Genomic DNA, 26,430 nt, shown 5'->3' with positions numbered 1-26,430 from the left:
CCTCACGATTGCGACCTGAACAACGGCTTGCTTTACTGGCCGTCAGCTTCGAGCCGGAAGGGGACAAGGATGTCCTCGAACAAGATCAGGTGGTCGAGTTGGCTCCCGCTGGTGCCCGCGCTCGCCCTGCTGGCCGGAATCCTGCTGGTACCGCTCGGCAAGACCTTCGTCCGCAGCGTGTCCAACCCGGACCTGACGCTGGCCAACTACGAGCACCTCTTCACCGACGGCGTGACCATGACGGTGCTGGGGCGCACTGCGCTGACCGCCGCCACGGTGACGATCGCCGCCCTGCTGCTCGGCTACCCGTACGCGTACCTGATGACACGGGTGAGCGCCCGCACGCGGGGGATCCTGCTGGTGGTCGTGCTGATCCCGTTCTGGACGTCCGTGATGGCCCGCAACTTCGCCTGGATCATCATCCTCCAGGACGGCGGGCCGGTGCAGAGCGCGTTCGAGGCCGTCGGCATCGACGACGTGGTCCTCTACGGCACCACCGCCGGGGTCACGATCGCGATGACCCAGGTGATGCTCCCGTTCATGGTGCTGCCGCTGTTCAGCACGCTCGGCGCGATCGACCGGAAGCTGCTGCTCGCCGCCAGGGGCCTCGGCTCGTCCCCGACGGCCGCGTTCTGGAAGGTCTTCTGGCCGCTGTCCCGCGGCGGGGTGATGGCGGGCGTGATGCTGGTGTTCACGCTCAGCCTCGGGTTCTACGTGACACCCGCCCTGCTCGGGTCGCCGCAGCAGTCGCTCGTCGCCCAACTGCTCGCCCAGCGCACCACCCTCCTGCTCGACTTCGCCGCCGCGGGAGCGCTCGGCATGGTCGTGCTGGTCATCACGCTCGTGCTCGTCGTGTGGGCGAACCGGGTGGGCGGCACCGTGTCCGCGATCGGTGTGGTCGCGACCAGCCAACCGAAGGACCGATGATGAGCAGCCCAGCGCGCACCCGTCGGCGACCCGACACCGTCGACCCGATCCCGTGGTGGCTCAAGGTCGTCGGCGGCCTCGTCATCGCCTTCTTCATCCTGCCGACGCTGTTCGTCATCCCGATGAGCTTCAGCTCCGCGACGACGTTCCAGTTCCCGCCACCGGGCTTCTCGTGGCGGCTGTACGAGAACTTCTTCACGAACCCGGTGTGGCTCGACTCGCTCGGCAACTCGTTCCTGGTCGCCTCGCTCACCGCGGTGCTGGCCACGACGGTGGGCACCGCGGCGGCCGTGGCGCTGTCCCGGTTGGACGGCAGGGCGGCCAGGTTCGTCCGCACGTTGCTGATGGTGCCGATCGTCTCGCCCGCGATCGTCGTCGCGGTCGCGGTGTACATCTCGTTCCTCGGCTGGCGGCTCACCGGCACGGTGACCGGGTACGTGCTCGCGCACACCGCCATCGCCGTCCCGTACGTGCTCGTCTCCGTCACCGGGGCGCTCGGCGGCTTCGACCAGCGGCTGCTGAAGGCCTCGGCGTCGCTCGGCGCCTCGCCGCTGACCTCGTTCGTCCGCGTGACGCTGCCGCTGATCAGCCGCGGCGTCCTGACGGGCGGGATCTTCGCGTTCATCGTCTCGTTCGACGAGGTCGTGATCGCGCTGTTCCTGCGCTCCCCGCTGTTCCAGACCATGCCAGTCCAGATGTACAACAGCGTCACCGTCGAGATCGACCCGACGATCTCGGCCGCATCGAGCCTGATGGTGGTGGCCGTGACCATCATCTTCATCCTGCCCCTGCTGCTCCGCGGCCGGGCAGGCAGTCGACAGGAGCCGCGACCATGACACGTCAGACCACCGTGGAGGTCACCGGATCGCCGCGGGAGACCAAGCGGGGCACCGAGATCCGCCTGGAGGGCGTCACCAAGGACTACGGGCTCGCGGCCCCCGCGGTCGACGACATCTCGCTGACGATCGAGCCCGGCGAGTTCATGACGCTGCTCGGGCCGAGCGGGTCGGGCAAGACGACCACGCTGAACCTCATCGCCGGGTTCGAGACCCTCACCGCGGGCACGATCTCGCTCGACGGGGCCGACGTGAGCGACGTGCCGCCGCACCGCCGCAACCTCGGCATGCTGTTCCAGAACTACGCGCTGTTCCCGCACATGACGATCGCGCAGAACGTCGCGTACCCGTTGCGCCAGCGCAAGGTGGGCAAGCAGGAGATCGCCAGGAAGGTCGCCGAGGTCCTGGAACTCGTGCAGTTGACCGGCCGCGACGACACCCACCCGTCGAAGCTCTCCGGCGGGCAGCAGCAGCGGGTCGCGCTGGCCCGCGCGATCGTCTTCGAACCCAAGGCCCTCCTGCTGGACGAACCGCTCGGCGCGCTCGACCGCAACCTGCGGTCGGCGTTGCAGACGGAGATCCGCCGGATCCACCGCGAGGTCGGGTCCACGTTCGTCTTCGTGACGCACGACCAGGAGGAGGCGATGAACCTCGCCGACCGGATCGCGCTGTTCAACAACGGGCGCATCGAGCAGGTCGGCACGCCGCAGCAGCTCTACGCCGAGCCGGAGACCCTCTTCACCGCCAGGTTCCTCGGCGACTCGAACGTGTTCGAGCTCGGGCAGGCCGACCTCGGCGGGGCCGTCGCGTGGGAGGGCGAGAGCTGGGGCGTCGACCCCGCCACCGTCGCCGCGCACCCCGGTGTCGGCAAGGGGAGCGCGATCGTCGTGCGACCCGAGGACGTCGAGGTCGCGGCCGGGCGCGACGCCGTGCCCGTCGGCGCCAACGCCGTGCGGGCGGCGGTTCGCGACGTCGAGTACATGGGCTCGTACCGCACGCTGCTGCTCACGATCGGGGACCGCGGGCTGTTCGGCCGCGCCCGCGTCAGCGCGCTCCGCGGCGACTACGCCATCGGCGACGACGTCGTGGTGTGGTGGCGGCCGAGGGCGCAGCGGATCGTCGCGGCCTGACCGGGGCCCGGTCCTCCCCGCCCGATCGTCCGAACGGAACGCGCCGCCGTCCCCCGACGGCGCGTTCCGTTCGCGTGCCCGCGTACTGGCGGACCCGCGGATCGCAGGACGCGTTTCGGCCACGAACAGGGCCGTTCAGGGCTTCAGTGCTGTACCTACCAGGCATTCGCGGCTATTCTGTTCACATCACGGAGTCGTAAGTTCACCTGGTGAACAAGTGTCGATCGGCTGGCAGGCAGGCTCCCCACGAGAGGTTTGGACAATGGTGTCTCGATCAAGAACCGCCCTTGCGGGCGCCACCTTCGCCGTGGCGACGCTGCTGCTGGCGAGCTGCGGAAGCGCCGACGACGGGAGCGCCAGCGGCACCGGTGGCCCGGAGAAGCTCACGTTCGTCTCCTACGGCGGGTCCGGGCAGGACGCGCAGATCAAGGCGTTCCAGGAGCCCTACACCGCCGCGCACCCCAACATCACCTTCGCCAACTCCTCGCCCGCCGACGTCGCCCAGGTCAAGGCCCAGGTGCAGGCGGGCGTCGTGCAGTGGGACGTCATGTCGGTGGCGCCCGCCGCCGCGAAGCAGAACTGCGGGACGCTCTTCGAGAAGCTGTCGGTGCCCAAGCTGGACCCCAAGGACTTCACGCCGCAGGCGATCGGGGAGTGCTACGTCGGCAACTGGTCGAACGCCACGATCTTCGGCTATAACGCGGCCAAGTACCCGGAGGGCCCCAAGACGCTGAAGGACTTCTTCGACACGGGCAAGTTCCCCGGCAAGCGCGGCGTCATCACCAACCTCCAGAACGGGATCCTGGAGTTCCCGCTGCTCGCCGACGGCGTCGCGCCGGACAAGATCTACCCGCTCGACGTCGACCGCGCGCTGAGGAAGTGGGACACCATCCGGAAGGACACCCTGTTCGCCGCGAACGTCGGCGCGTTGCAGCAGGCGGCCAGCGCCGACCAGGTCGACATGTTCCTCCTCCCCGACTCGCGGATGATCTCCCTGCTCAACGACAAGAAGAACGTCAAGATGGTCTGGGACACCACCGTGGTCACCCTCAACGCGCTCGCCGTGCCGCTCGGCTCGAAGCACAAGGCGGCGGCCGAGGACTTCCTCCAGTCGCTGGTGCAGCCCGAGCCCGCGGCGAAGATCGCCGAGGCCCTCGCGGTCGTGCCGATCAACCTCAACGCCAAGCCGAACCTCTCCGAGAACGGCAAGCTCCTGGAGGTCAACGGGCCGGTGAACACCGGGAAGTCGGTGATCCAGGACATCGACTGGTACTCGCAGAACTTCGACGCGGTCACGACCAAGCTCGGCAACTGGCTGGTGGGCTGAGGTGTGGCGCGGAAACCCGCATCTCGCACCGATTCTGTTCTCGATGTGAACTACAGTTCTGCCATGACGAACGTTGACTCGACCGGTGACGCCTCCGGCTCCGACATCCAGGCCGTGCAGCGGGTCGGCCAGATCTGCTCGCTCTTCGGCCCGCACACGACCGAGTTGACGGCGGCCGACGTGGCCGAGCGGCTCGGGCTCAACCGGACGACGGCGTACCGGTACTGCACCTCGCTCGTCACGGCGGGCATCCTCGAGCGCGGGCACCGGCGGGGCACGTTCGTCCTGGGCGGCATGATGTTGCAGCTCGGGATGCACGCGCTGCAACGGCGGGTCATCAAGATCGCCCCGCCGTACCTGTCGGAGCTCAGCGCCGCCGTCCGCACCACCACCGTGCTCGCCGTCTGGGGCGCGCACGGGCCGGTCGTGGCGCTCGTCAACGAGGACCTCAGCCGCACGGTCGTCGTGACCGTCCACACCGGAACCCAGCTCGACCTCAGCTCCGCGCAGATGAGGGTCTTCCTGTCCTGCCAGGACGAGCAGGCGTTCGAGCGGGCCACCGAGGGCATCTCGGACGCCAAGCGGGCGGAGGTGGAGGCCGCGGTCTTCATGGCCCGGCGCAACGGTTACGGCATCGTGAGCCACTCCGACGGCCTGTTCGCCGCGGCGGCCCCGGTGTTCGACGAGTACGGCATCTGCGCCACCATCGCGCTGCTCGGAGCCGACCAGATGGCCGACCTCTCGTCCGGGTCGCCCACCCTCGCCAAGCTGGTGAACACCGCCGCCGCGCTCAGCGCCGAACTGGGCGGCCAAGAGAGGAATCGTGTTGCCGACCTATGACGAGCTGTCGAACGCCGAGACCGCGGGGTCGAGCTGGGACGTCTTCGGGCGGGACGACCAGCTCGGCACGGTGAACCTCCTCACCCCCCAACGGGTTGCCGCCGCCGCCAGGCTGGTCCGCACCGGACGCCGGTTCAACCTCGACTACCCGGTCAACGCCTTCGAGCCCTACCCGACCGGGACCAGGCCCCGCACCGAGCACCACGTCTTCGCCAACAACGAGTTCCACCGCGACGACTGGCTCGACTCGTTCTACCTCCAGTCCACCTCGCAGCTCGACGCGCTGCGGCACATCGGGCACCCGGAGCACGGCTTCTACGGGGGGCTCCCCGCCGCTGACAACAACGAAAGCTCGACGGCGCTGGGCATCCACAACTGGGCGCAGTCGGGCATCGCGGGCCGGGGTGTCCTGCTCGACGTCCCCCGCTACTTCGCCTCCGAGGGCCTGCCGTACGACTGCGAGCAGACGATCGCGATCGACGACGCGATGCTCGACGCGGTCGCGCGGTCGCAGGGCGTCGACTGGCGGGGCGGCGACATCCTGCTGCTCCGCACCGGGTGGGCCGAGAACTACACCGCGAAGACCGTCGAGGAGCGCGTGGAGTTCACCAAGCGCAACAGATCACCAGGGCTGGCGCAGCGGGAATCCGTCCTGCGCTGGCTCTGGGACCACGAGATCGCCCTCGTCGCGGCCGACAACCTGGCGGTCGAGGCGGACCCCGTGGTCGAGTCCGACTTCCGCTCCGCGGACGACCGGCCCCCGGAGCGGGGAGTGGACCACAGCGGGATGCTGCACCGCCCGCTCATCGCGCTGCTGGGCATGGCGATGGGCGAGCTCTGGAAGCTCGACGACCTCGCGGCCGACTGCGCCGCCGACGGCGTCCACGAGTTCTTCCTGACGTGCAAGCCGCTGAACCTCGTCGGCGGGGTGGGGTCGCCGCCGAACGCGCTCGCGTTCAAGTAGGGCCCGACGCACATCGAGGCAGGAGGACGATGAACCACGTCATGACCGGGACGCTCCGGCTCCCGACCCGCGTCCACTTCGGCTACGGGACGCGCGAGCAGTTGAGCGAGGTGCTCCGCCTCAGCGGCCACCGGGTGCTCGCGGTCGTCGACCCGTTCCTGATCGGGTCCACGATCTTCGACGAGGTGCTCACCCGGCTGCGGGAGGACGGGTTCGACGTCGCCGTGCACAGCGACGTCCTGCCGGAACTGCCGACCGCGTCGCTGGAGGCCGCGGCTGCGTTCGCCCGCGAGCACCAGCCCGACGTCATCCTGGCCGTGGGCGGTGGCAGCGCGCTGGACGCCGCGAAGCTGGTCGGGCTGCTGGCCGTGCACGGCGGCCCGTTGAGCCGGTACTACGGCGAGAACCTGGTGCCGGGGCCGTCCCTGCCCGTGGTCGCCGTCCCGACGACCGCCGGGACGGGGTCGGAGGTGACGCCCGTCGCCGTGGTGTCCGACCCCGAGCGGGAGATGAAGGTGGGGATATCGAGCCCGTACCTGATCCCCACCACCGCGATCGTCGACCCGGAGTTCACCCTCGGCGCCCCGAGGAGCGTGACCGCGTTCGCGGGCGTCGACGCGCTCGTCCACGCGGTCGAGTCGTTCACCGCCGTCCAGTTCGACCCCTCCTGGGGCACGACGCTCCCCGTCTTCACCGGCCGCAACGCGTTCTCCGACGTGCTGGCGCTGCGCGCGGTCGAACTGCTCGGGACCTCGCTGCCGGTGGCGGTCGACGAACCGGGGAACCGCCGGGCGCGGGAGGAGGTCGCCTTCGGCAGCCTCGTCGCGGGCGTCTCGTTCGGCGCCACCGGGACGCACCTCTCGCACGCCCTCCAGTACCCGATCGGCGCGGCCACCAAGACGCCGCACGGCCTCGGGACCGGGCTGCTGCTGCCGTACGTGCTCCAGGCGTGCCTGTCCGACACCGGGGTCGTCGAGCGGATCGCGGCGGTCGGCGGAGCCCTCGGGTCCGCGTCGTCCACTGTGGACGACAAGGCCCGTGACGCCATCTCCTCGATCGTCGCGCTCAACCACGCGATCGGCGTTCCCGCGTCGCTCCAGGAGATCGGGATCTCCCGGCAGCAGTTGCCGCAGCTCGCCGAGCTGGCCTCCCGCTCCGCTCGGCTGATCGCGATCGCGCCGATCCCGGTGGACCAGGCCGTGCTGCTCGACATCCTCCACAACGCCCACACCGGGACCCTCGCGGAACGGAGCGACCGATGACCTACCTCGCCGACCTCTTCATCGACGGCGTGTGGCGCCCCGGCGGCGGTGGCGAGCGCTTCGACGTGGTCGACCCGTCCGACTCCAGCGTGATCGCCCGCTTCGCCGCCGCCACCGAGGCCGACTGCTCGGACGCCGTCGACGCCGCCGCCAACGCCCAGGAGAGCTGGGCCGCCACCCCGCCGCGGGAACGCGGCGAACTCCTGCGGTCCGCCTACGAGGTGCTCACCGCCGAGGTCGAGCGGTTCGCCGAGATCATCGTCCGCGAGAACGGCAAGTCCTGGGCCGACGCGGTTGGCGAAGCCAACTACGCCAAGGAGTTCTTCCGCTGGTTCGCCGAGGAGGCCGTGCGGATCCCAGGGGAGTACCGGCTCTCGCCCGCGGGTGACAAGCGCATCATCGTCGACCGCCAGCCGATCGGCGTCTCGCTGCTGATCACCCCGTGGAACTTCCCCGCCGCCATGGCGACGAGGAAGCTCGCCCCCGCGCTGGCGGCCGGGTGCGCGACGATCCTCAAGCCCGCCAGGGAAACCCCGCTGACGGCGGCGTACGTGGTCGAGGTGCTGCGGCGGGCCGGGGTGCCGAGCGGTGTGGTGAACCTGGTGACCCCGGTGCCGACCGGACCCCTCGTGGCCGGGATGATCGACCGGCCGGAGGTGCGCAAGCTCTCGTTCACCGGGTCGACCGAGGTCGGCCGCGACCTGTTGCACGCCTGCGCCGACAGCGTGGTGAGCGCCTCGATGGAACTGGGCGGGAACGCGCCGCTGATCGTGCTCCCCGGCGCCGACATGGACGTCACGATCGAGGGCACGATGACGGCGAAGATGCGCAACGGCGGCGCGGCCTGCACGGCCGCCAACCGCGTGTACGTGCACGGTTCGCGGCACGACGAGTTCGTCGAGAGGCTGACCGCCGAACTGGCCGCGCTGACGGTCGGCCCCGGCCTCGACCGCTCGCACCAGGTCGGGGCGCTCGTCTCGACCACCGAGCGCGACAAGGTCGCGGCGATCGTGGACACCGCCGTCGAGGAGGGCGCGACGCTCGTCCACGGCGGGAAGTCCTCTGAGAAGGGGGCCTTCTACGACGTCACCCTCCTGACGGACGTGCGGCACGGGTCGTCCATCAACGCGGTCGAGATCTTCGGTCCCGTCGTCGCGGTCGTGCGGTACGACGACGTCGACGAGGTGGTGCGGATGGCGAACGACACCATCTACGGCCTGATGGCGTACGTGTTCGGCGAGGAGCGCGAGGCCGTCGCCGTCGCCCGGCGGCTGGAGGCGGGCATGGTCGCGGTCAACCGCGGGGTCGTGAGCGACCCGGCGGCGCCGTTCGGCGGGGTGAAGCAGAGCGGGCTCGGCAGGGAGGGCAGCTCCGACGGCATCCTGGAGTTCCTGGAGGAGAAGTACATCGCCCTGAGCGAGACCTCCTAGGCAGGGCGGGGGAACCGCTCTCCGCCGGGCTCAGCGGCAGAGAGCGGTCTCCCGTTCCACCCGTGACAGCTTCTCGGGGTTGCGGACGGCGTAGAGGCCGGTGACCAGACCGTCGTCGAGGCGCAGCGCCAGGACCGTGTCGACCTCACCGCCCTGCCGCAGGATCAGCGCCGGGTGCCCGTTGACCTGGGCCGGTTCGAAGGTCGCCGTGGCGGCCACCCGGCCGAGGCCGGTGACGAGCAGGCGGGCGACCCGGTCCGCCCCCACCAGCGGTCGCAGGATGGCCTGCCTGATCCCGCCGCCGTCGCCGATCAGCACGACGTCCGGCGCGAGGACGTCCAGCAGGCACTGGAGATCACCGGTCTCGGTCGCCCGCCGGAACGCCTCGAACGCGGCTCGGGTCTCGTCGGAGGACACGACCCCGCGCGGTCGGCGCGCGGCGACGTGGGCCCGCGCCCGGTGGGCGACCTGGCGCACGGCGGCGGGGCTCTTGTCGACGGCCTCGGCGATCTCGTCGTACCCGAGGTCGAACACCTCGCGCAGCACGAACACCGCCCGCTCCGTCGGCGCGAGCGTCTCCAGCACCAGCAGCATCGCCATGGACACGCTCTCGGCCAGCTCGACGTCCTCGGCCACGTCGGGAGTGGTCAGCAGCGGCTCGGGCAGCCAGGTGCCGACGTAGGACTCCTTGCGGCGGCCGAGCGCGCGCAGCCGGTCGAGCGCCTGGCGCGTGGTGATCCGGACCAGGTACGCGCGCTGGTCCCGCACGGTGTCGAGGTCGACGCCCGCCCACCGCAGCCAGGTCTCCTGGAGCACGTCCTCCGCGTCGGCGGCCGAGCCGAGCATCTCGTAGGCGACGGTGAAGAGCAGGTTGCGGTGCGCGACGAACGCCGTGGTGGCTGGGTTCGTGGTCTCGCCGCGATCTTCGTCGTCGGTCATGGTGACTCCTGTCCGCCTTCGCCCGTGTCACCCAGCAGACGCCGGACGCCCCCGTTCCGTGACAGCGGGCGTCCATGGCACTCGTCACATCCCCGTGCTGTCACGGGGTTCGCGGAGGCGACGTCTTCTGGTCGTCCACCGCACGACGACGAGTGAGGACCACGTCATGAACGCCCGATTCGACCTGCTCGGCAACGAGATCGCCGCGAAGTTCGGCAAGCGCTTCTTCGCCGCCGCCCAGGTGCTCGACCAGGCGGCGCTGCCGAAGCCCACCCAGGAGCTGGTGCTGCTGCGCGCCAGCCAGATCAACGGCTGCGGCTTCTGCGTCGACATGCACAGCAAGGACGCCGCGGCCGCGGGCGAGACCCCGGTCCGGCTCAACCTGGTCGCCGCCTGGCGCGAGGCCACCGTGTTCACCGACGCCGAACGGGCCGCGCTGGCGCTCGCCGAGGAGGGCACCCGGATCGCCGACGCCCACGACGGCGTGTCGGACGAGACCTGGGCCTTGGTGCGCAAGCACTACGACGACGACCAGGTCGCCGCACTGGTCTGCGTGGTCGCCCTGATCAACGCGGCCAACCGGATGAACGTGATCGTGCGCAACCCGGCCGGGTCCTACGAGCCGGGCATGTTCGCCGCCGCGAAGGAGTGATCCACGGGTGGCCCCGGAGCCGGGGCCACCCGTGGATCAGCCGGGTGACCGCTCGCGTCCCGGGGGTGGCGAGCGGTCGCCGCGCTAGGCACTCCGGTACAGGTCCCGGACCTCCGGGAGCCGCCGGAACCCGGCCGACTCGTAGGTGGCGACGGCGCCGGTGTTGGAGCTGGGGGTGCAGACGATCGCGCTCGACGAGCCCAGGTCGCGGAGAGCGGCCGCGGCGGCGACGCTGATCGCCCTGCCGTGGCCGCGCCGCCGGTGGTCCCGGTGCACGCCCATCGGTTCGAGGAGCCCCGGTCTGCCCGGACCGGCCGACCACACCGTCACCGCCGCCACCGCGGTGCCCTGCTCGTCGTGGGCGACCAGGCACCGGGCGTCGGCGTAGAGCGGACCGGCCGCCATCGCGCGCCAGCTCCCGTCGGTGAACGTCGACCGGTCGAACGACGCGCGCTGCACGGCGGCCCGCACGTCCGCCGACCCCGGCCCGACCACCTCGACCCGCACGCCGGGGTCCTCCACCGGCTCGGTGAGGTCGCGGCGCAGCGGTGTCCACGGCTCGTCGGTGGTCCAGCCGTGCTCGGGCAGCAGCTCCTGGAGCAGCGCGTCCGCAGGCGCCTCGACGTTCGCCCTGCCCGCGGGCAGCACCCCGCGCTCCGGCCCGGTCAGGTCCACGACCAGCCGCCGCGCCAGCTCCTCGTCCCGCCGGGCGTCCGGCGCGGTCGTCAGCCGCACCAGGCCGGGTCCGTCGAGCAGGCCGACGGCGAGGACCCGCCCGGCCCGGCTCCAGGTCCGGACCGCCGCGGCCGTCGCCTCCGCGCCGAACCGCCGGAACCAGCCCAGGTCACCGGGGTGCAGGTGCGTCGGCGCCCCCTCGGCCTGCCACGCCCGCAGCGCGTCCCCGGCCCTGTCCGGCCCGTCGACCCCCGGCTGGTCCACCTCGATCGCCATGCGCGGATCAGACACCACCGGGCCGGTGGTCCGCACCTGGTTTCCGGTGCCGTCGGGCCGGGTCGACCTCGGTTGCGGCCGACTTCCCGTCCAGGCCCCAACCCTTCTCATACGCCGAGGCGAAGGCGTCCTCGCCGAGGGACGCCCGCCCTCGACGGGTCAGCTCGCGGATCTGCCGGTCGGTGCGGTCGTGGGCGCCGCGCAGGCGGGAGGCGGCGCCGAGCAGGACGGCGGCGTCGTCGTGACGGCCGCGCGCGTCGGCGAGAGCCGCCGCGTTCACCGCCACCAGCGACAGGATCGGCAGGTCCCGAGAACTCAGCGCCGCCGCGTACGCACTGGCCAGCGACTCCTCCGCGCCCTCGAGGTCACCCGTTTCCAGGCGGAGCGCGGTCCGCACGCTGCCGATCAGCGTCCGCACGTGGTCGCCGGAGAGCGTGGCGCCGCCGTGCGGGCCGCGGTCGGCGGTGTCGAGCAGGTCGCGCGCCCGGTCCAGGTCGCCGAGCCGCACCCGGAAGTCGGCCTCCCGCGCGTCGAGCAGGACCAGCATCTCCTCCGAGGCCGCGCGCCGCGCGCGCTCACGGGTCGAGTCGATCATGGTGATCGCCAGGTCGGTGTCGCCGCGCCGCAGGTGCAGGTCGATCCAGCGCAGGTCGCCGTACACCTCGTCGCCGAGGCTGAGCGGGCCGAACTCGTCCGCCAGCGCCCTGGCCTCGCGCAGGTCCGCCAGCGCGCCGTCGAGGTCGTCGTACTGCCGCGACTGGGAGCGCGTCTGGAGGGCGTCGGCCTGGCACCAGCGGTCGCCGACCTGGCGGAAGCTCACCAGGGCCGCCTCCAGGTCCACGCGCATCCGGTCGAGTTCGCCCGCGTTCTCGGCGAACTGGGCCCGGAACAGCCGGGCCAGCCCGGACAGCCACACGTCGTCGCCGTCGGCCAGGCGCCCGATGATCGCGAGCCAGGTCTTCTCCCCGTGCAGGTGCGCGGCGAGCGCGGCGTGCGGGCCCGGCAGCTCCGGGTACGCGAGCAGCCGGTCGGCCAGCTCCCGCCGCTGCGCGTCCGCGGTCGGGCCCGGCCGGTTGAGCAGGAGGATCGCCTGGGCGCAGTCCCGGTCGGGAGTCGGCTCGCCGCCGGGCACCGCCAGCGCCTCGCCCAGCCAGTACAGCGCGTCGGGCAGCCTGCCGAGCATCCGCCAGTACCAGGTCAGGCTCAGTGCGAGGGCGACCGCACCCGCGGCGTCGCCGGTGTCGCACCGGCGGCGCAGGGCGGCCAGCGCGTTGTCGTACTCGGCACCGATGGTCCGGATGGCCGTCACCTGGTCGGGCCCGCGCAGCTCGGCATCGCACCGGGCCACCAGCCGGGTGAAGTGGTCGGCGGCCAGGTCGCGGACGGTGCCGAGGGCGTCCGTCGAGGCCAGGCGGTCGACGCCGTACTCGCGGATCGTCTCCAGCACCCGGTAGCGGCCGGGGTCGGGCGCGAGGTGCAGGAGCGACCGGTCGACGAGGCCCGCGAGCAGTTCGGGGATCTCGTCGGCCGGGACCGCCGTGCCCGCGCAGACCGCGGTGGCCGAGGCGCGGGTGACACCGCCGGGCAGGACCGAGACGCGTTCGACGACCGTGCGCTCGTGCTCGCCGAGCAGGTCCCAGCTCCAGGCGATGACCGCGCGCAGCGTCCGGTGGCGGGGCAGCGCGGTGCGGCTGCCCGTGGTGAGCAGGCGGAACCGGTCCGAGAGCCCGTCGGCGAGTTCGGGCAGCGACAGCGTCCGCAGCCGGGCCGCGGCCAGTTCGAGCGCCAGCGGCATCCCGTCCAGGCCGCGAACGACGCGCACGACGTCGGGCAGCGTGGTGTCGTCGACGGCGAAGCCGGGGCGCACGGCGACGGCCCGCTCGGCGAACAGCCGCACCGCCGCCGCTCGCCGGGCCTGGTCGACGCCGTCGTCCGGCTCCGGCAGCGCGAGCGGGCCGAGCGGCACCAGCGCCTCGCCGTCGACGGAGAGGGGTTCCCGGCTGGTGGCGAGCACGCGCAGCCCGGCGCACCGGGACAGCAGCGCCGTGACCAGGTGGGCGACGGCGTCGACCAGGTGCTCGCAGTTGTCGACCAGCAGCAGGACCTCCCGGCCGCCGAACCGGTCGACGAGCAGGTCGACCTCGTCGCCGTCGGCCCGCGGCCGGGCCTCGAACAGCGCGCCGCCGCGCGACCCGGTCCCGGCGAGCACGGCGGCGCCCACCTTGGCCGGTTCGGTGACCGAGGCCAGGTCGATCATCCAGGCGCCGTCGTGGTGCTCGCGGCGGCGGACGGCTTCGACGGCGAGGCGCGTCTTGCCCGCGCCGCCGGGACCCAGCACGGTGACCAGGCGTCCGGCGGCGAGCAGCGCGTCGATCCGGGCCAGGTCGGCGTCACGGCCGACGAAGCTGGTCAGTGGAACGGGCAGGGTGCTCGGCCTGGTCCGCTCGACGGTGGGCCGTTCGGCGCGCAGCAGGCCCAGGTGGCGTTCCCGCAGAGCGGTGCCGGGATCGGTGCCGAGGACGTCCGCCAGTGCCTCGCGGACCCGCTCGTACAGGGCGAGGGCGTCGGCCTGGCGCCCGCCCGCGGCGAGCGCGTCCATGAGCAGCGCGGCGGCGCGCTCGTGGACGGGGTGCTCGGCGAGCAGGGCGGTCAGGCGGGTGGCCGCCGCGTCGGCACGGCCGAGGGACAGTTCGGCGTCGGCGAGGTCGGCGACGGCCTCGACGGAGGTGTGGGCCAGCCGGGTCGCGGCGGCGGGCGCCACCGCGGCGACGGCCGTGGGCTCAGTGCCCGCGCGGTTGCCCCACAGCGCCACGGCTTCGCCGAGCACGGCCGCCGCGGCGTTCGGGTCACCCGCGCGCAGGCGCTGCCGGCCGTCGGCGGCGAGCCGTTCGAACCGCGGCGCGTCCACGTCGGCCTCGTCCACGGCGAGCCGGTAGCCGCCCGCGACCTGCGTGACGGCGTCGGGGGAGCCCAGCGCCCGGCGCAGCCGGGAGACGAGGGCCTGCAAGGCGTGGGCGGCGCCCGCGGGCGGGGCCTCGGCCCAGATCGCGTCGACGAGGACACCCGGCTCGACCGGCCGTCCACCCGCCAGCGCCAGCCGCACGACCAGGCCGCGCAGCCGAGCGCCCGGAACGGGCAGGACGACGTCACCGCGCGACGCCTGGAACGCGCCGAGCAGCGTGACGCGCAGCCGGTTCATCTCCCGATCTTCGCGTGCGCGGCCCCGTGCCGCCAAAACGTGTGAGCGCCGCGTGCGCCCCGTGTGAGCGGCCCGCGCGACTGTGCGGGCACCACGGACGACGGAGGAAAACGATGACGCACGGCTCGGATCGGACCAGCGGGCGCGCTCCCCTGGAAGCGCTCGACCCACCCCTCGGCTCTCCCGCGCACGACGTGGTGATCGTCGGGGCGGGTCCGGTGGGCCTGTTCCTGGCCTGCGAACTCGGCCTCGCGGGCTGCTCCGTCCTGGTGCTCGAACGGGAACCGGAGCCCCGCACCCCGTGGAAGGCGAACCCGCTCGGGATGCGGGGGCTGTCCGCCGGGTCGGTCGAGGCGTTCTACCGGCGCGGGATGCTGGACGCGCTGCTGACGGCGTCGGGCGTCCGCGACGCTCCGGGCGGGGACGAGCCGCGAGCACCTCGCGGTGTGAGCCACTTCGCCGGGATGATGCTCGACCCGGCCGACGTCGACGTGACCGCGCTGCCGTTCCGGCTGCCCAGCCCGGTGGTGGACGGCGTGATGACGAGCCTCGAAGCGGTCGAGGCGGTGCTGTCCGAGCGGGCGGAGAAGCTCGGCGTGGAGGTTCGGCGCGGTGTCGCGGTCTCGGCCGTCACGCAGGACGAGGGCGGCGTGGTCGCGCACGCCGGTGGGCACGAGCACCCGGCGCGCTGGCTGGTCGGCTGCGACGGTGGCCGCAGCGCCGTGCGCGGGCTCGCGGGCTTCGACTTCGTCGGCACCGAGCCGATGTTCACCGGCTACGCCGTGCACGCCACCATCGCCGATCCCGAGAAGCTGCGCCCCGGCTTCACGCTGACGCCGACCGGCATGTACCTCCAGTCGCCCTTCCCCGGACACCTCGGCATCCAGGACTTCGACGGCGGCGCGTTCGACCGCTCCCGACCGCCGACCGCCGAGCACCTCCAGGCGGTCCTGCGCCGGGTGTCCGGCACCGACGTGACGCTGAGCGAGGTCCACCTCGCCTCGACCTTCACCGACCGGGCGATGCAGACGACGACCTACCGGCGGGGCCGCGTCCTGCTCGCGGGCGACGCCGCCCACATCCACTCCCCGCTGGGCGGGCAGGGGCTCAACCTCGGCATCGGCGACGCCGTGAACCTGGGGTGGAAGCTCGCGGCGACCGTGCGGGGGCACGCGCCGGACGGGCTCCTCGACACCTACACCCGCGAGCGGCACCCGATCGGTGCGCGGGTGCTCGACTGGTCGCGCGCCCAGGTGGCGACCATGCGGCCGGGCTCGCACGCCGAAGCGCTCCAGGGCGTGGTCCGCGACCTGCTCGGGACCCGCGGCGGGACGACCTACGTGTTCGACCGGACGTCGGGGACCTCGATCCGCTACGACCTCGGCGACGAGGACCCGCTGATCGGCCGCAACGCCCCGGAGTTCCGCCTGGAGGACGGGACCCGCCTCGGCGACCTGGTGCGGGACGGGCGGGGCGTGCTGCTCGACTTCAGCGCCGACGAGCGCCTGCGCGCTCCGGCCGCGGGCTGGGAGGACCGCGTGCGGTACGCGGCCGGGCGAGCGGTGGACGACCTGGGACGCGGCGCCGTGCTCGTCCGCCCCGACGGCGTCGTCGCCTGGACTGGCGACCGCGAGCCCGGTCGTGAGGGGTTCGAGCGGGCCGTTCGGCGGTGGTTCGGTGAGTAGGGGCCGGTCGGGGAGTGGCCCGGTGGTCGTGCGGGTTCTCGGCGGTGGTTCAGCCGGGTGGGGGCCGGGTCGGATGGGTCGTGACTCCCTTGTGGACCGTCCACCCGACACGGTCGCCGGGAAATCCACGGGGGCGGGCCGGAGTGGTGTCAGGGTGGGCGCGTGACCGAACTGCTCGTGGTGATCGTGACCGGGTTCGTGGTGATCGCCGCCGCGACCGTCTTCGGCCCGCGCCTGGGGGTCGCGGCGCCGCTGGTGCTCGTCGCGATCGGGGTCGCGGCGAGCTTCCTGCCGGTGTTCGAGTCGGTGCACGTCGAACCCGAGTGGATCCTGGAAGGAGTCCTGCCGCCGCTGCTGTACTCGTCGGCGGTGTCGATGCCGTCGATGAACTTCCGCCGCGAGTTCGGGGCGATCAGCGGACTGTCCGTCGTCCTCGTCGTGGGCACCGCGCTGCTGCTCGGGTGGTTCTTCACGCTCGTCGTCCCCGGCCTCGGGTTCGCGTGGGGGGTCGCGCTCGGGGCGATCATCAGCCCGACCGACGCCGTGGCGACGTCGATCGTCAAGCGGACGTCGGTGTCCAAGCGGGTCGTGGCGATGCTCGACGGGGAGAGCCTGCTCAACGACGCGACCGCGCTGGTGCTGTTGCGCACCGCGATCGTCGCGACGGCCGCGACGTTCTCGTTCTGGGGCTCGGTCGGCACGTTCTCCTACTCGGTCGCCGTCGCGCTGGTGATCGGCGGGCTGGTCGGGTGGCTCAACCTGGTGGTCCGCAAGCGGGTGACGGACCCGACGGTCAACACGGTCCTGTCGTTCACGGTGCCGTTCCTGGCGTCCGTGCCCGCCGAGCACCTCGGGGCGTCCGGTCTCGTCGCGGCCGTCGTCGCGGGTCTCGCCACCGGCATCCGCGCGCCGCGCGACCTCTCGCCGCAGAACCGCCTGTCGGACTGGCAGAACTGGCGCACGGTGGAACTGGTCCTGGAAGGCGCGGTGTTCCTGTCGATGGGCGTGCAGATCAAGTCGGTCGTGGAGAACGTCGAGCGCGACCACGCCGGGGTCGGCGCGTCCGTGCTCGTCGCGGCCGGGGCGCTCGCGCTGACGGTCCTGGTGCGCGCCGCGTACATCGCCCCGCTGCTCCGCACCCTCGCCAGGCGCGCCAGGCGGCGCGAGAGGATGCAGCCCAGGGTCCAGGGCATGCGGGACCGCATGGGGACGCCGGAGGGCGTGCAGGAGACGTTCGGGGAGGTGAACACCCGCGGGCGGCGGCCGTCGGAACGGGAACTGGACCGGTTCGCGCTCCGGGTCACCCGCCTGCTCGCCGACATCGACTACTTCCTCCGCCAGCCGCTCGGGTGGCGCGACGGCACGGCGGTCGTGTGGGCGGGCATGCGCGGCGCGGTGACCGTGGCCGCGGCGCAGACGCTCCCCGAGGACACCCCGCAGCGCTCGGTGCTCGTGCTCATCGCGTTCGCGGTCGCGCTGATGTCCCTCGTGGTCCAGGGCGGCACCATCGGCCCCCTGCTCCGCCGGATCACGCCCGCCGCCGACCCCGCCGCGGCCGACGAGCAGACCGCCGCCGAGTGGGCCGGGATCGTGGAGCTGCTGAAGTCGAGCGCCGAGACGGTCCCGCCGCTCCCCGAGGTCGAGCGCACGCCGGAGGGGTTCACCACGGCGAAGACCCACCGGCTCGCGGTCATCGCGGCGCAGCGGTCGGCGCTGCTGGACGCGCGCGACAACGGCACGTTCGACGCGGACGTCCTGGCGAACGCGCTGGCCAACCTCGACGCGGCGCAGATCGCCATCGAGATGCGCGGGAAGCTGGGCGGCTGACGCGAGCCGTCACGGCAGGGCGGCGACCGCCGGGCTCAGGCGGAAGCGGCTGGGGGACACGCCGTACTCGCGGCGGAACGCGGCCGAGAAGGCGAACTCGGTCGAGTAGCCGACCTGGCGGGCGATCGTGGCGAGGGTGGCGTCGGTCTCCCGCAGGAGCCGGGCGCCGCTGCTCAGCCGCCAGCCGATCAGGTAGCTCATGGGCGGCCTCCCCACCACCGCGGTGAAGCGCCTCGTGAACGCCGTTCTCGGCAGGCCCGCCACCTCGCTCAGCCGGGCGACGGTCCACGGTCGCCGCGGGTCGTCGTGGATCTGCCGGAGCACGGCGGCGATGGCCGGGTCGTCGGTGTCCGGCCACCCGGCCGTGCCGTGCCGCTCGTGCCACAGGCGGAGCACGGTGACCAGGATCAGGTCCAGGATCGCGGGCAGCGTGGCCCCGGTGCCCATCCGCGGCCCGGACACGTCCGCGCGCAGCAGTTCGACCAGCGCCCGCATCTCGGGGTCGCGCTCGGGGTCCGGCGACACCGAGATGAGGTCGGGCAGCGCGCGCAGGTACTGCGGGGCGAGGCCGTGGTCGAGCCGGTAGGCGCCGCAGAGGAACTCGAAGTCGAAGGCCCCCGGCGCGGGCGGGATCGGGCCCATGACCGCCAGGGGCAGGTCTTCCAGCGCGCACGGGACGTGGCTGAGGCCGTGCTCGGCGCCCGAGGAGGTGAGCACGACGTCGCCCGGCGCCAGCGCGAGCGGGTCCTCGTCCTCGGTGATCAGCCAGCAGGAGCCGCGCAGGACGACGTGGAACCCGCTGCCGGAGAAGGCGGAGAACCGGACCCCCCGTGACTGCCGGATCAGCCGGCTGCCGACGCCGCCGACCCGGATGGAGCGGATCACCTCGCTCAGCAGGTCCATGCGGCCGATGCTAGCCACGCGGCACAACCCCGCATGGACCGGTGCGGCTCGCGCATGGCCGCGCGCCCGGCGTCGGTGATCGGATCGACACCATGATCGACTACACCTCCTGGGACGAGACCGGCGCGATCCTGCGCGCCCACGCCGAGAAGACCGAACAGGGCGATCGGCCCGCCGCGGAAAGCCTGGACGCGCTGCGCGCGGACGGGACCTTCGCCCTGCGGGTGCCGAAGGAGCACGGGGGCGCCTGGGCGGGCTCGGAGACCGTCGCCCGGCACCTCGCGGGCCTGGGCCGGGCCTGTCCGTCCACGGCCTGGGTCGCGGGCACGTGCGTGACCGCGAAGAACATCGCCGTCAGGTGCTTCCCGGATGCGCGCGAGTACTTCGCCGACCCGGACGCGCTGTTCTGCGGGTCGGGTGTCCCCGCGGCCAAGGGCGAGCACGTGGCCGGAGGTGTGCGGGTCACCGGCCGGTGGCCGAGCGTCTCCGGGTGCGAGGACGCGGCGTGGGCCTCGCTGGCCGTGGTGGTGGACGGGCGGTTCTCCATCGCCGTCGTGCCGGTGGCCGACCTGGCCGTGGAGCGGACCTGGCAGGTGGCGGGCATGCGCGGCACGGGCAGCCACACCCTGGTCGCCGAGGACCTGCTGGTGCCCGTCGAGCGGGTCGTGGCGGCGGACCGGTTCGCCGCGGGTGACCTGCTGCTCTACTCGATGACGGTGCTCGGCCCGGTGGTCGGGGCCGCGCGGGGCGCGCTCGACGTCGTCGAGGCGATGTTCGCCTCGGACCGCAAGCCGTTCATGACCGCGTACTCCCGGATGGGGGAGTCCGCAGGCGCCCGGCACTGGCTGGCGGAGGCGACCCACCTGGTGACCCGCGCGGAGAACACCATGCTGGCGGTCGCGCGGGTGGCGGACACGACGGAGGTGTCCGACGCCGACCTGCCCCGCCTGCGGATGGACCTCGCGGACGCCGGCTCCGACTGCCGGGCCGCGATCGAGCGGATGCTGGACCTGCACGGCTCGGGCGGCTTCAGCACGGCGAACGCGCTCCAGCGGTTCTGGCGGGACGTCGCCGTCGGCAGCCGCCACCCCCACCTGAACCCGTACCTCGCGGTCGAGACCCTCGGCGCGGCGCTGGCCGACCGCCCCTGATCGCGGCGTCCCGGCGAAAGGCGAAGCCGTTCGAGGCCCGAGGGACCGGATGTCCGGACGATATGACAAAGGATGTCCGGTCCATTGGGCCACTTGGCCCTTCACTTTCGTCGAACACGTGCATAAGTTTGCCATTAGTTGACGCAGAACAAGCGAAAGGTCCGCACTGAAGCGCCAGGCGAACAACGTCGGCAACCACCCGTGGAACCACTTTGCGGATGGTGCCTTCGAGAGTGGAAATGCGTATACCGATATTCGCGTACCACCGTGCCCTCATGCTGTCGTTCCGGTTCCGGGACCGCCGGTCCCGTTCTGAACCGATTCCAGTCAACCCGGATGGAGAATGATGGACGAGCGCGCCCGGCCCGGCTGGTTCACGACACTGGTGTCCCGACGAGCGGTGCTGGCCACCGGCACGGCGGGGCTGGTCGCACCGGCGGCCATGACGCTGGGAGCGGCGGGGTCCCACGACTCCGCCAGTGCTCGGGCGGGAACGGTCCGGAAGGTCACCGTGTACGCGGAGGCGTTGCCCGGAAACCTGTACGGCTACGGCCTCGAACCCGGTCGGGCGACGATCCCCGGACCGGTGCTGGAGATCTACGAGGGTGACACGCTGGAAATCACCCTCGTCAACAACACCGACCGCCGAATGTCCATCCACCCGCACGGCGTGGACTACAGCGTCGAGTCCGACGGAAGTCCACTCAACGCGTCATTCAACAATCCGGGCGAAACCCGCACCTACATTTGGCGTTCGCGGGAGATGTTCCTCGCCTCCGGAAGGCGTTGGATGCCGGGCAGCGCGGGATACTGGCATTATCACGACCACGCCATGGGCACCGACCACGGCACGTTGGGCATCGCCCGCGGCCTGTACGGCGCGCTGGTGGTGCGCCGCCGCGGTGACATCCTGCCGGACAAGCAGTTCACCGTCGTGTTCAACGAGATGTCCATCAACAACCAGGTCGCGCCGAACACGCCGATGTTCGAGGCCAACCTCGGCCAGCGGGTCGAGTGGATCGCGATCGGCCACGGCAACCAGTTCCACACCTTCCACCTGCACGCGCACCGGTGGGCCGACAACCGCACGGGCATGCTCGAGGGCCCGACCGACCCCAGCCAGGTGGTCGACAACAAGGACCTGAACCCCGGCAGCTCCTTCGGGTTCCAGGTGCTGGCGGGGGAGGGCGTCGGACCCGGCGCGTGGATGTACCACTGCCACGTGCAGAACCACTCGGAGACCGGGATGTCCGGGATCTTCCTGGTGCGCACGGCCGACGGCGGCATGCCGCCCGGCGCCCAGGAGGCGATCGACCGCTTCCACGGGCACGCCCACGGCACGGCCGCCGCGCAGGCTCCCGAGCCCGCGCCGAGCCCGGCCGACGGACAGGCACAGCACCAACACTCGTCATCACGATGACCTCGTGGCCTTGCCACGGCTAAGGAGTGAGGGATGGGGCCAAGGACCTCTCCACGCGGACGCCGCGGGAGGACGGGCACGAACGTCTTGTTGACGATCACCGCCGTGGTGGCGGTGATCGGTGGTTCGCTGACTTCCGCGTCCGCGGACGCGGCTCAACCGTCACCGGCCCCCGCGGCCACCGCCGCCGCGGCGGTGTCCGTCCTGGTCTTCCACGGCGCCGCCGCCGAGCAGCAGGACCCCGTCGAGCGCGCGGTCGAGGCGATCCGGGAGATCGGCGCGGCCAACGGCATCGCGGTGCAGTCGTCGTCGGATCCCGCCGCGTTCACGGCGGACAACCTCGCCCGCTACCGCGGTGTCGTGTTCCTGTCGGCGAAGGGCACGACCCTCAGCACGGAGCAGGAAGCGGTGCTCCAGAGCTACGTGAAGGCGGGCGGCGGGTTCCTCGGCGTGGCCGACGCGGCCAAGGCGCAGGAGCAGTCGACCTGGTTCACCGGCCTGATCGGCACCCGGCCGGTCGGCAGCGAGCCCGTGGTGGAGGCGGTGACGGCGAGCGGGGAGAACCCGCCGAACGAGACCAAGGAGAAGCTGACCGACGGCAACGCGGCCACCAAGTGGCTCGCCCGCACCCCGACGGGGTGGGTCGCCTACCGGCTGCGCGCGGCCGTCGCGGCGAAGCGCTACACGCTGACGTCGGCGAACGACAGCCAGGGCCGCGACCCGAAGGACTGGACGTTGCAGGGCTCGGCGGACGGCACGGCCTGGACCGACATCGACCGCCAGACCGGTCAGGCGTTCCCGGAGCGCCTCCAGACCCGGACGTTCACCATCGCGGACCCGAAGCCGTTCCTGCACTACCGCCTGAACATCACGGCCAACTCGGGTGAGCCGCTGCTCCAGCTCGCCGACCTGCGGCTGGTCTCCGGCGACCAGCCGCCGACGCCGGACGTGCACGAGTCCGTGGTGAACGTCCTCGACCGGCAGCACCCGGCGACCGCGAGCCTGCCGATGAACATCACGCGCTCCGACCGCTGGTACAACTGGGACCCGAGCCCGGTCGGGCTCGTGCACACCGTCGCCCAGGTGGAGGAGTGGCGGTATGACGCCGGTCAGGGCGCCAACGGCCCGTTCCACCCGGTGTCCTGGTGCCGCGACTACGAGGGCGGGCGGTCCTTCTACACCGGCATGGGCCACACCGAGGCCAGCTTCGGCGAAGAGGCGTTCCGCACCCACCTGACCGGGGCCCTGAAGTGGACGACCGGCCTGGTGCGCGGCGACTGCCAGGCCACCATCGCCGCGAACTACAAGATCGAGCGGCTGACCGCGGCCAACCAGACCGGTCAGCTCGACCAGATCGGTGAACCGCACGGCCTGACCGTCGCCTCGGACGGCACGATCTTCTACGTCGGCAAGGGGGCCTGCCCGAGCGGCCCGGTCGTCGAGTGGACCGACCCGAAGGTCGGCCTCGGCTGCGGCACGATCCACCAGTTCAAGCCCGCCACCAAACAGGTCTCGCTGCTGGCCACGCTGCCCGTGATGGGCAACCGGGGCAGCGGGTCCGAGCTGGTGAAGAACGAGGAGGGCCTGCTGGGCATCGTGCCCGACCCGGCCTTCGCCGAGAACGGCTGGCTCTACGTCTACTGGATGCCGCACGACACCGTCGACCGGGAGAAGCGGACCGGCAAGCGGACCGTCTCGCGGCTCACCTACGACCGGGCCGCGCAGACGATCGACCTCGCCACCCGCAAGGACCTGCTCCAGTGGGAGGTCCAGCAACACAGCTGCTGCCACGCGGGCGGCGGCATGGCCTTCGACGCCAAGGGGAACCTGTACGTCGGCTCCGGCGACAGCAACTCCTCGCAGGGTTCCTCCGGCTACTCCGGCAACAACTGGACGGCCGACTGGCAGGGACTGTCCTTCCAGGACGCCCGGCGCACGGCGGGCAACACGAACGACCTGAACGGCAAGATCATCCGGATCCACCCCGAGCCGGACGGCACGTACACGATCCCGCAGGGCAACCTGTTCCCGCCCGGCACGGACAAGACGCGCGCGGAGATCTACGTGATGGGCGTGCGCAACATCTCCCGCCTCCAGATCGACCCGACCACCCAGTGGCTGACCGCCGCGTGGGTCGGTCCGGACGCGACCTCGCCGAGCCCGGACCTCGGGCCCGCCAAGTACGAGACCGCGACGATCATCACCGAGGCGGGCAACCACGGGTGGCCGTACTGCATGGGCAACAAGCAGCCCTACCGGGACCGGAGCACCACCGACGCGACGAAGCTGACCGGCTGGTACGACTGCGACGCGCCGAAGAACGACTCGCCGCGCAACACCGGTCTGGTAGACCTGCCGCCGGTCAAGAACAACATGATCTGGTACGCGCCGGACGGCGGCGGCCCGGTCTTCCCGGACCGCCCCGACGGCAGCGGCATCCCCAGCTACAAGGCGGCCGAGGCCACCTACACGCAGCCGTACCTGCGCGGTGGCGGCCAGGCCGTGATGACCGGGCCCACCTACCACCGGGAGCTGGTGAACACCGCCAGCGGTGTCGCGTGGCCGGAGTACTGGGACGACAGGTGGTTCATCGGCGACCAGTCCAACGCCGCCAACCGGATCGCGGTGACCGTCGACCCGGCCGGTGTCCCGACCGCCGCCCCACCGGTCTTCGCCGAGTCGCTGCGCGCCATCATCCCCGGCGGCAGCGGGAACGACCGGCTCCAGAGCTGGATGGACGCGAAGTTCGGCAACGACGGCGCGCTCTACCTGCTCGACTACGGCGGCGGGTTCTTCACCCTGCACGCCAACCAGAAGCTGATCCGGGTCACCTACCAGGGCGGCGCCAAGACGCCCGTGCCCGCCGCGACCTCCGTGGCGGTGCAGGACAAGCCGCTCACCGTCGGCTTCACCGGCTCCCGGTCCGGCGGCGCGTCCTACCGCTGGGACTTCGGCGACGGCGGCTCGTCGACCGAGGCCGACCCGCGGCACACCTACGCGAGGGTCGGGACCTACCAGGCCAAGCTCACCGTGACCTACGCGGACGGGGAGACGCAGGTGGTCCCGGTCGCCGTGAACGTCGGCTGCGCGGTGTCGGACGGCCGCGGCACGGTGTGGCTGGGCGATTCGGACTCCGGTGTCGCCAACAAGCCCGTCGGCGGCGGGTGCACGGTCAACGACCTGATCGACGACGAGAGCCCGTGGCCCGACCACGGCGCCTTCGTCCGCCACGTCACCGCGGTCGCCGACCAGTTGCAGAAGGACGGGGTGATCACCGCCCGCGAGAACGGCGCGGTGGTCCGCACGGCCGCGGGGTCGGACATCGGCAAGCCGGGCAACACCGGGTACGAGTCGATCTTCGACGGCACGGCGAAGTCGTTGCAGGACTGGGCGCAGGCCCCGAGCGGGTCGTTCTCGATCCAGCAGGACGGCTCGCTGCGCTCCTCCGGTGGGCTGGGGATGCTGTACTACACGGGCAAGCAGTTCGGCGACTTCTCGGTGCGGCTCCAGTTCCGCGACATGTCACCGGAGGGCACCCGCGCCAACAGCGGCGTCTTCACCAGGTTCCCGGATCCGCGCACCCCGCTGGCGGAACGTCCGCCGGGCAGTTGCGGGACCGTGGGCTCGGCGCGGACCTCGCCCGCCTGGGTCGCGATCTTCTGCGGGCACGAGATCCAGATCTACGACGGCGACACCGGCGAGCCGCAGAAGACGGGCTCGGTCTACAACTTCGACCCGAGGACCCTGCCGGACGCGGGCGCGACCCCGAAGGGCGTGTGGAACGACTACGAGATCCGGGTGGTCGGCCAGCACTACACGATGATCCGCAACGGCGTGGTGATCAACGAGTTCGACAACACGCCGGGCAAGCAGTCCTCCCGCGCGGGGGACCCGCCGACGGACCTGCGCCAGTTCGCCTCGGGCTTCCTGGGGTTGCAGAACCACGGCACCAACGACGTGATCGACTTCCGCAACATCCGGGTGCGGTCGCTGTAGTCGTCTCCGGCGGGCCGGTCCACACCGGCCCGCCACCGCCCCTGAGGGAAGGTGCAGCATGTTTCGACGCGTGATCGCCGGTGTGGCCAGTGCCCTGCTCTCGGTGTCGCTGACCGCGGTCGTCCCGGCCTCCGCGGTGTCCGCCGCACCCGTCCAGGTCCAGGAGCAGGTGCTGACCTGGACGGCCGACAACGACGTGACCCGCTACAAGACCGCCCCGACCACGGCCGTGGCAGGTGTGACGAAGATCGTCTGGGAGAACAGCGAAGCCACCGGCAACACGACGGGCATGCCGCACACGCTCACCTTCGACACCTCGGCCGAGGGCTACAACCACGACGTCGACCTGAACATCCTCGCGAACCCGTTCGACACCCAGAACGGCAGGCACGAGGCCACCATCACGCTCACCCCCGGCAAGTACCGCTACTTCTGCTCGATCCCCGGTCACGGGTCGATGACCGGGGAGTTCACCGTCGCCCCCGCGGGCGAGGACGTCACCCCGCCGACGGTGTCCGCGACCGTCACGGGCCAGAAGAACTCCGCGGGCGATTTCCTCGGCAGCGCGACGGTCACCGTGAACGCCTCGGACGCGGGCTCCGGCGTGCGACTCGTCGAGCACGAGGTCGACGGCGGCGGCTTCACCCCCTACACCCAGCCGGTGAACGTCACCGCGCTCGGCGACCACACCGTGCGGTACCGGGCGACCGACGTGGCGGGCAACACCTCCGAGGCCGGATCGGTGTCGTTCCGCGTCGTCGCGCCACCTTCCGACGTCACGCCGCCCTCGGTGTCGGCGGACGTGGCCGGGACGAAGGACCCGAGTGGTGCCTACGTCGGCAAGGCGACGGTGACGATCACGGCGACGGACGCGGGTTCCGGTGTGGAGTCCCGTGAGTACCAGGTGCATTCGGGTGCGTGGACCGTCTACACGGGACCGTTCGACGTGACCGAGGTGGGGTCGCACATGGTGCACTTCCGGGCGACCGAC

19 protein-coding genes are annotated in these 26,430 nt (G+C 72.1%); 15 read left to right on the top strand and 4 right to left on the bottom strand.

Annotated elements, in window-relative coordinates; genetic code table 11:
- The first annotated feature begins 69 nt into the window (after window positions 1-69).
- The 8 genes from NZH93_RS03240 to NZH93_RS03205 all read left to right on the top strand — a co-directional run bounded on the left by NZH93_RS03240 (window position 70) and on the right by NZH93_RS03205 (window position 8,716).
- Window positions 70-927: an ABC transporter permease gene (locus NZH93_RS03240; protein ID WP_259621356.1), complete on the top strand. Its 858-nt coding sequence runs from the start codon at window positions 70-72 to the stop codon at window positions 925-927.
- Window positions 927-1,763, top strand: a complete 837-nt coding sequence (locus NZH93_RS03235; protein WP_259621355.1) for an ABC transporter permease — start codon at window positions 927-929, stop codon at window positions 1,761-1,763. Before NZH93_RS03240 ends, NZH93_RS03235 begins: the two co-directional genes overlap by 1 nt.
- The gene (locus NZH93_RS03230) at window positions 1,760-2,893 is read left to right on the top strand and encodes an ABC transporter ATP-binding protein (RefSeq protein WP_259621354.1); all 1,134 of its coding nucleotides are present in this window, start codon (window positions 1,760-1,762) and stop codon (window positions 2,891-2,893) included. Before NZH93_RS03235 ends, NZH93_RS03230 begins: the two co-directional genes overlap by 4 nt.
- Before the next feature lie 262 nt (window positions 2,894-3,155).
- Complete coding sequence (locus NZH93_RS03225; RefSeq protein ID WP_259621353.1) at window positions 3,156-4,220, top strand: extracellular solute-binding protein; 1,065 nt, start codon at window positions 3,156-3,158, stop codon at window positions 4,218-4,220.
- 63 nt (window positions 4,221-4,283) lie between these two features.
- Window positions 4,284-5,060 carry an IclR family transcriptional regulator gene (locus NZH93_RS03220; protein ID WP_259621352.1) on the top strand — a complete coding sequence of 259 codons (777 nt, stop codon included), beginning with the start codon at window positions 4,284-4,286 and terminating at the stop codon, window positions 5,058-5,060.
- On the top strand, window positions 5,047-6,024 hold the full coding sequence (locus NZH93_RS03215) for a cyclase family protein (protein ID WP_259621351.1): 978 nt from the start codon (window positions 5,047-5,049) through the stop codon (window positions 6,022-6,024). The genes NZH93_RS03220 and NZH93_RS03215 overlap by 14 nt, the downstream gene beginning before the upstream one ends.
- A 29-nt stretch (window positions 6,025-6,053) precedes the next feature.
- The gene (locus NZH93_RS03210; RefSeq protein WP_259621350.1) at window positions 6,054-7,286 is read left to right on the top strand and encodes an iron-containing alcohol dehydrogenase; all 1,233 of its coding nucleotides are present in this window, start codon (window positions 6,054-6,056) and stop codon (window positions 7,284-7,286) included.
- Complete coding sequence (locus tag NZH93_RS03205; protein ID WP_259621349.1) at window positions 7,283-8,716, top strand: NAD-dependent succinate-semialdehyde dehydrogenase; 1,434 nt, start codon at window positions 7,283-7,285, stop codon at window positions 8,714-8,716. Before NZH93_RS03210 ends, NZH93_RS03205 begins: the two co-directional genes overlap by 4 nt.
- A 30-nt stretch (window positions 8,717-8,746) precedes the next feature.
- On the opposite strand, the gene NZH93_RS03200 is transcribed toward NZH93_RS03205, so the two are convergent.
- Window positions 8,747-9,655, bottom strand: a complete 909-nt coding sequence (locus NZH93_RS03200; protein WP_259621348.1) for an RNA polymerase sigma-70 factor — start codon at window positions 9,653-9,655, stop codon at window positions 8,747-8,749.
- 166 nt (window positions 9,656-9,821) lie between these two features.
- Between NZH93_RS03200 and NZH93_RS03195 the strand changes: the two genes are divergently transcribed.
- Window positions 9,822-10,307, top strand: a complete 486-nt coding sequence (locus NZH93_RS03195; RefSeq protein WP_259621347.1) for a carboxymuconolactone decarboxylase family protein — start codon at window positions 9,822-9,824, stop codon at window positions 10,305-10,307.
- 84 nt (window positions 10,308-10,391) lie between these two features.
- Here the strand turns inward: NZH93_RS03195 and NZH93_RS03190 are convergent, their stop codons facing one another.
- Entirely contained in the window at window positions 10,392-11,258 is an 867-nt protein-coding gene (locus NZH93_RS03190) for a GNAT family N-acetyltransferase (RefSeq protein ID WP_259621346.1), read from the bottom strand.
- 7 nt (window positions 11,259-11,265) lie between these two features.
- The gene (locus NZH93_RS03185; RefSeq protein ID WP_259621345.1) at window positions 11,266-14,457 is read right to left on the bottom strand and encodes an ATP-binding protein; all 3,192 of its coding nucleotides are present in this window, start codon (window positions 14,455-14,457) and stop codon (window positions 11,266-11,268) included.
- A 113-nt stretch (window positions 14,458-14,570) separates the two neighbouring features.
- Here NZH93_RS03185 and NZH93_RS03180 point away from each other — a divergent pair, with 113 nt between their 5' ends.
- On the top strand, window positions 14,571-16,142 hold the full coding sequence (locus NZH93_RS03180; protein ID WP_259621344.1) for an FAD-dependent monooxygenase: 1,572 nt from the start codon (window positions 14,571-14,573) through the stop codon (window positions 16,140-16,142).
- Between the two features lie 162 nt (window positions 16,143-16,304).
- The gene (locus tag NZH93_RS03175) at window positions 16,305-17,969 is read left to right on the top strand and encodes a cation:proton antiporter (RefSeq protein ID WP_259621343.1); all 1,665 of its coding nucleotides are present in this window, start codon (window positions 16,305-16,307) and stop codon (window positions 17,967-17,969) included.
- 9 nt (window positions 17,970-17,978) lie between these two features.
- Here NZH93_RS03175 and NZH93_RS03170 read toward each other — a convergent pair whose 3' ends face one another.
- Window positions 17,979-18,872, bottom strand: a complete 894-nt coding sequence (locus NZH93_RS03170; protein WP_259621342.1) for an AraC family transcriptional regulator — start codon at window positions 18,870-18,872, stop codon at window positions 17,979-17,981.
- A 41-nt stretch (window positions 18,873-18,913) separates the two neighbouring features.
- On the opposite strand from NZH93_RS03170, the gene NZH93_RS03165 reads away from it, so the two are divergent.
- The 4 genes from NZH93_RS03165 to NZH93_RS03150 all read left to right on the top strand — a co-directional run.
- Entirely contained in the window at window positions 18,914-20,023 is a 1,110-nt protein-coding gene (locus NZH93_RS03165) for an acyl-CoA dehydrogenase family protein (RefSeq protein WP_259621341.1), read from the top strand.
- A gap of 343 nt (window positions 20,024-20,366) precedes the next feature.
- The gene (locus NZH93_RS03160; protein ID WP_259621340.1) at window positions 20,367-21,443 is read left to right on the top strand and encodes a multicopper oxidase domain-containing protein; all 1,077 of its coding nucleotides are present in this window, start codon (window positions 20,367-20,369) and stop codon (window positions 21,441-21,443) included.
- A gap of 33 nt (window positions 21,444-21,476) precedes the next feature.
- Window positions 21,477-25,439 carry a ThuA domain-containing protein gene (locus NZH93_RS03155; protein WP_372506485.1) on the top strand — a complete coding sequence of 1,321 codons (3,963 nt, stop codon included), beginning with the start codon at window positions 21,477-21,479 and terminating at the stop codon, window positions 25,437-25,439.
- A gap of 58 nt (window positions 25,440-25,497) precedes the next feature.
- On the top strand, window positions 25,498-26,430 hold a 933-nt coding region (locus NZH93_RS03150; protein ID WP_259621339.1), incomplete at its 3' end, for a cupredoxin domain-containing protein.

It is taken from the genome of Umezawaea endophytica (assembly GCF_025061645.1).
GTDB classification, from domain to species: domain Bacteria; phylum Actinomycetota; class Actinomycetes; order Mycobacteriales; family Pseudonocardiaceae; genus Umezawaea; species Umezawaea endophytica.
The sequence above is the reverse complement of the archived record's forward strand: the minus strand, read 5'-3'. Positions and strand labels throughout refer to the sequence as shown.

Excerpts from the sequence above, each read along its gene's own strand:
- NZH93_RS03240 (WP_259621356.1), top strand. The coding sequence starts at position 70 with ATGTCCTCGAACAAGATCAGGTGGTCGAGTTGGCTCCCGCTGGTGCCC.
- NZH93_RS03235 (WP_259621355.1), top strand. The coding sequence starts at position 927 with ATGAGCAGCCCAGCGCGCACCCGTCGGCGACCCGACACCGTCGACCCG.
- NZH93_RS03230 (WP_259621354.1), top strand. The coding sequence starts at position 1,760 with ATGACACGTCAGACCACCGTGGAGGTCACCGGATCGCCGCGGGAGACC.
- NZH93_RS03225 (WP_259621353.1), top strand. The coding sequence starts at position 3,156 with ATGGTGTCTCGATCAAGAACCGCCCTTGCGGGCGCCACCTTCGCCGTG.
- NZH93_RS03220 (WP_259621352.1), top strand. The coding sequence starts at position 4,284 with ATGACGAACGTTGACTCGACCGGTGACGCCTCCGGCTCCGACATCCAG.
- NZH93_RS03210 (WP_259621350.1), top strand. The coding sequence starts at position 6,054 with ATGAACCACGTCATGACCGGGACGCTCCGGCTCCCGACCCGCGTCCAC.
- NZH93_RS03205 (WP_259621349.1), top strand. The coding sequence starts at position 7,283 with ATGACCTACCTCGCCGACCTCTTCATCGACGGCGTGTGGCGCCCCGGC.
- NZH93_RS03200 (WP_259621348.1), bottom strand. The coding sequence starts at position 9,655 with ATGACCGACGACGAAGATCGCGGCGAGACCACGAACCCAGCCACCACG.
- NZH93_RS03195 (WP_259621347.1), top strand. The coding sequence starts at position 9,822 with ATGAACGCCCGATTCGACCTGCTCGGCAACGAGATCGCCGCGAAGTTC.
- NZH93_RS03190 (WP_259621346.1), bottom strand. The coding sequence starts at position 11,258 with ATGGCGATCGAGGTGGACCAGCCGGGGGTCGACGGGCCGGACAGGGCC.
- NZH93_RS03185 (WP_259621345.1), bottom strand. The coding sequence starts at position 14,457 with ATGAACCGGCTGCGCGTCACGCTGCTCGGCGCGTTCCAGGCGTCGCGC.
- NZH93_RS03180 (WP_259621344.1), top strand. The coding sequence starts at position 14,571 with ATGACGCACGGCTCGGATCGGACCAGCGGGCGCGCTCCCCTGGAAGCG.
- NZH93_RS03170 (WP_259621342.1), bottom strand. The coding sequence starts at position 18,872 with ATGGACCTGCTGAGCGAGGTGATCCGCTCCATCCGGGTCGGCGGCGTC.
- NZH93_RS03160 (WP_259621340.1), top strand. The coding sequence starts at position 20,367 with ATGATGGACGAGCGCGCCCGGCCCGGCTGGTTCACGACACTGGTGTCC.
- NZH93_RS03155 (WP_372506485.1), top strand. The coding sequence starts at position 21,477 with ATGGGGCCAAGGACCTCTCCACGCGGACGCCGCGGGAGGACGGGCACG.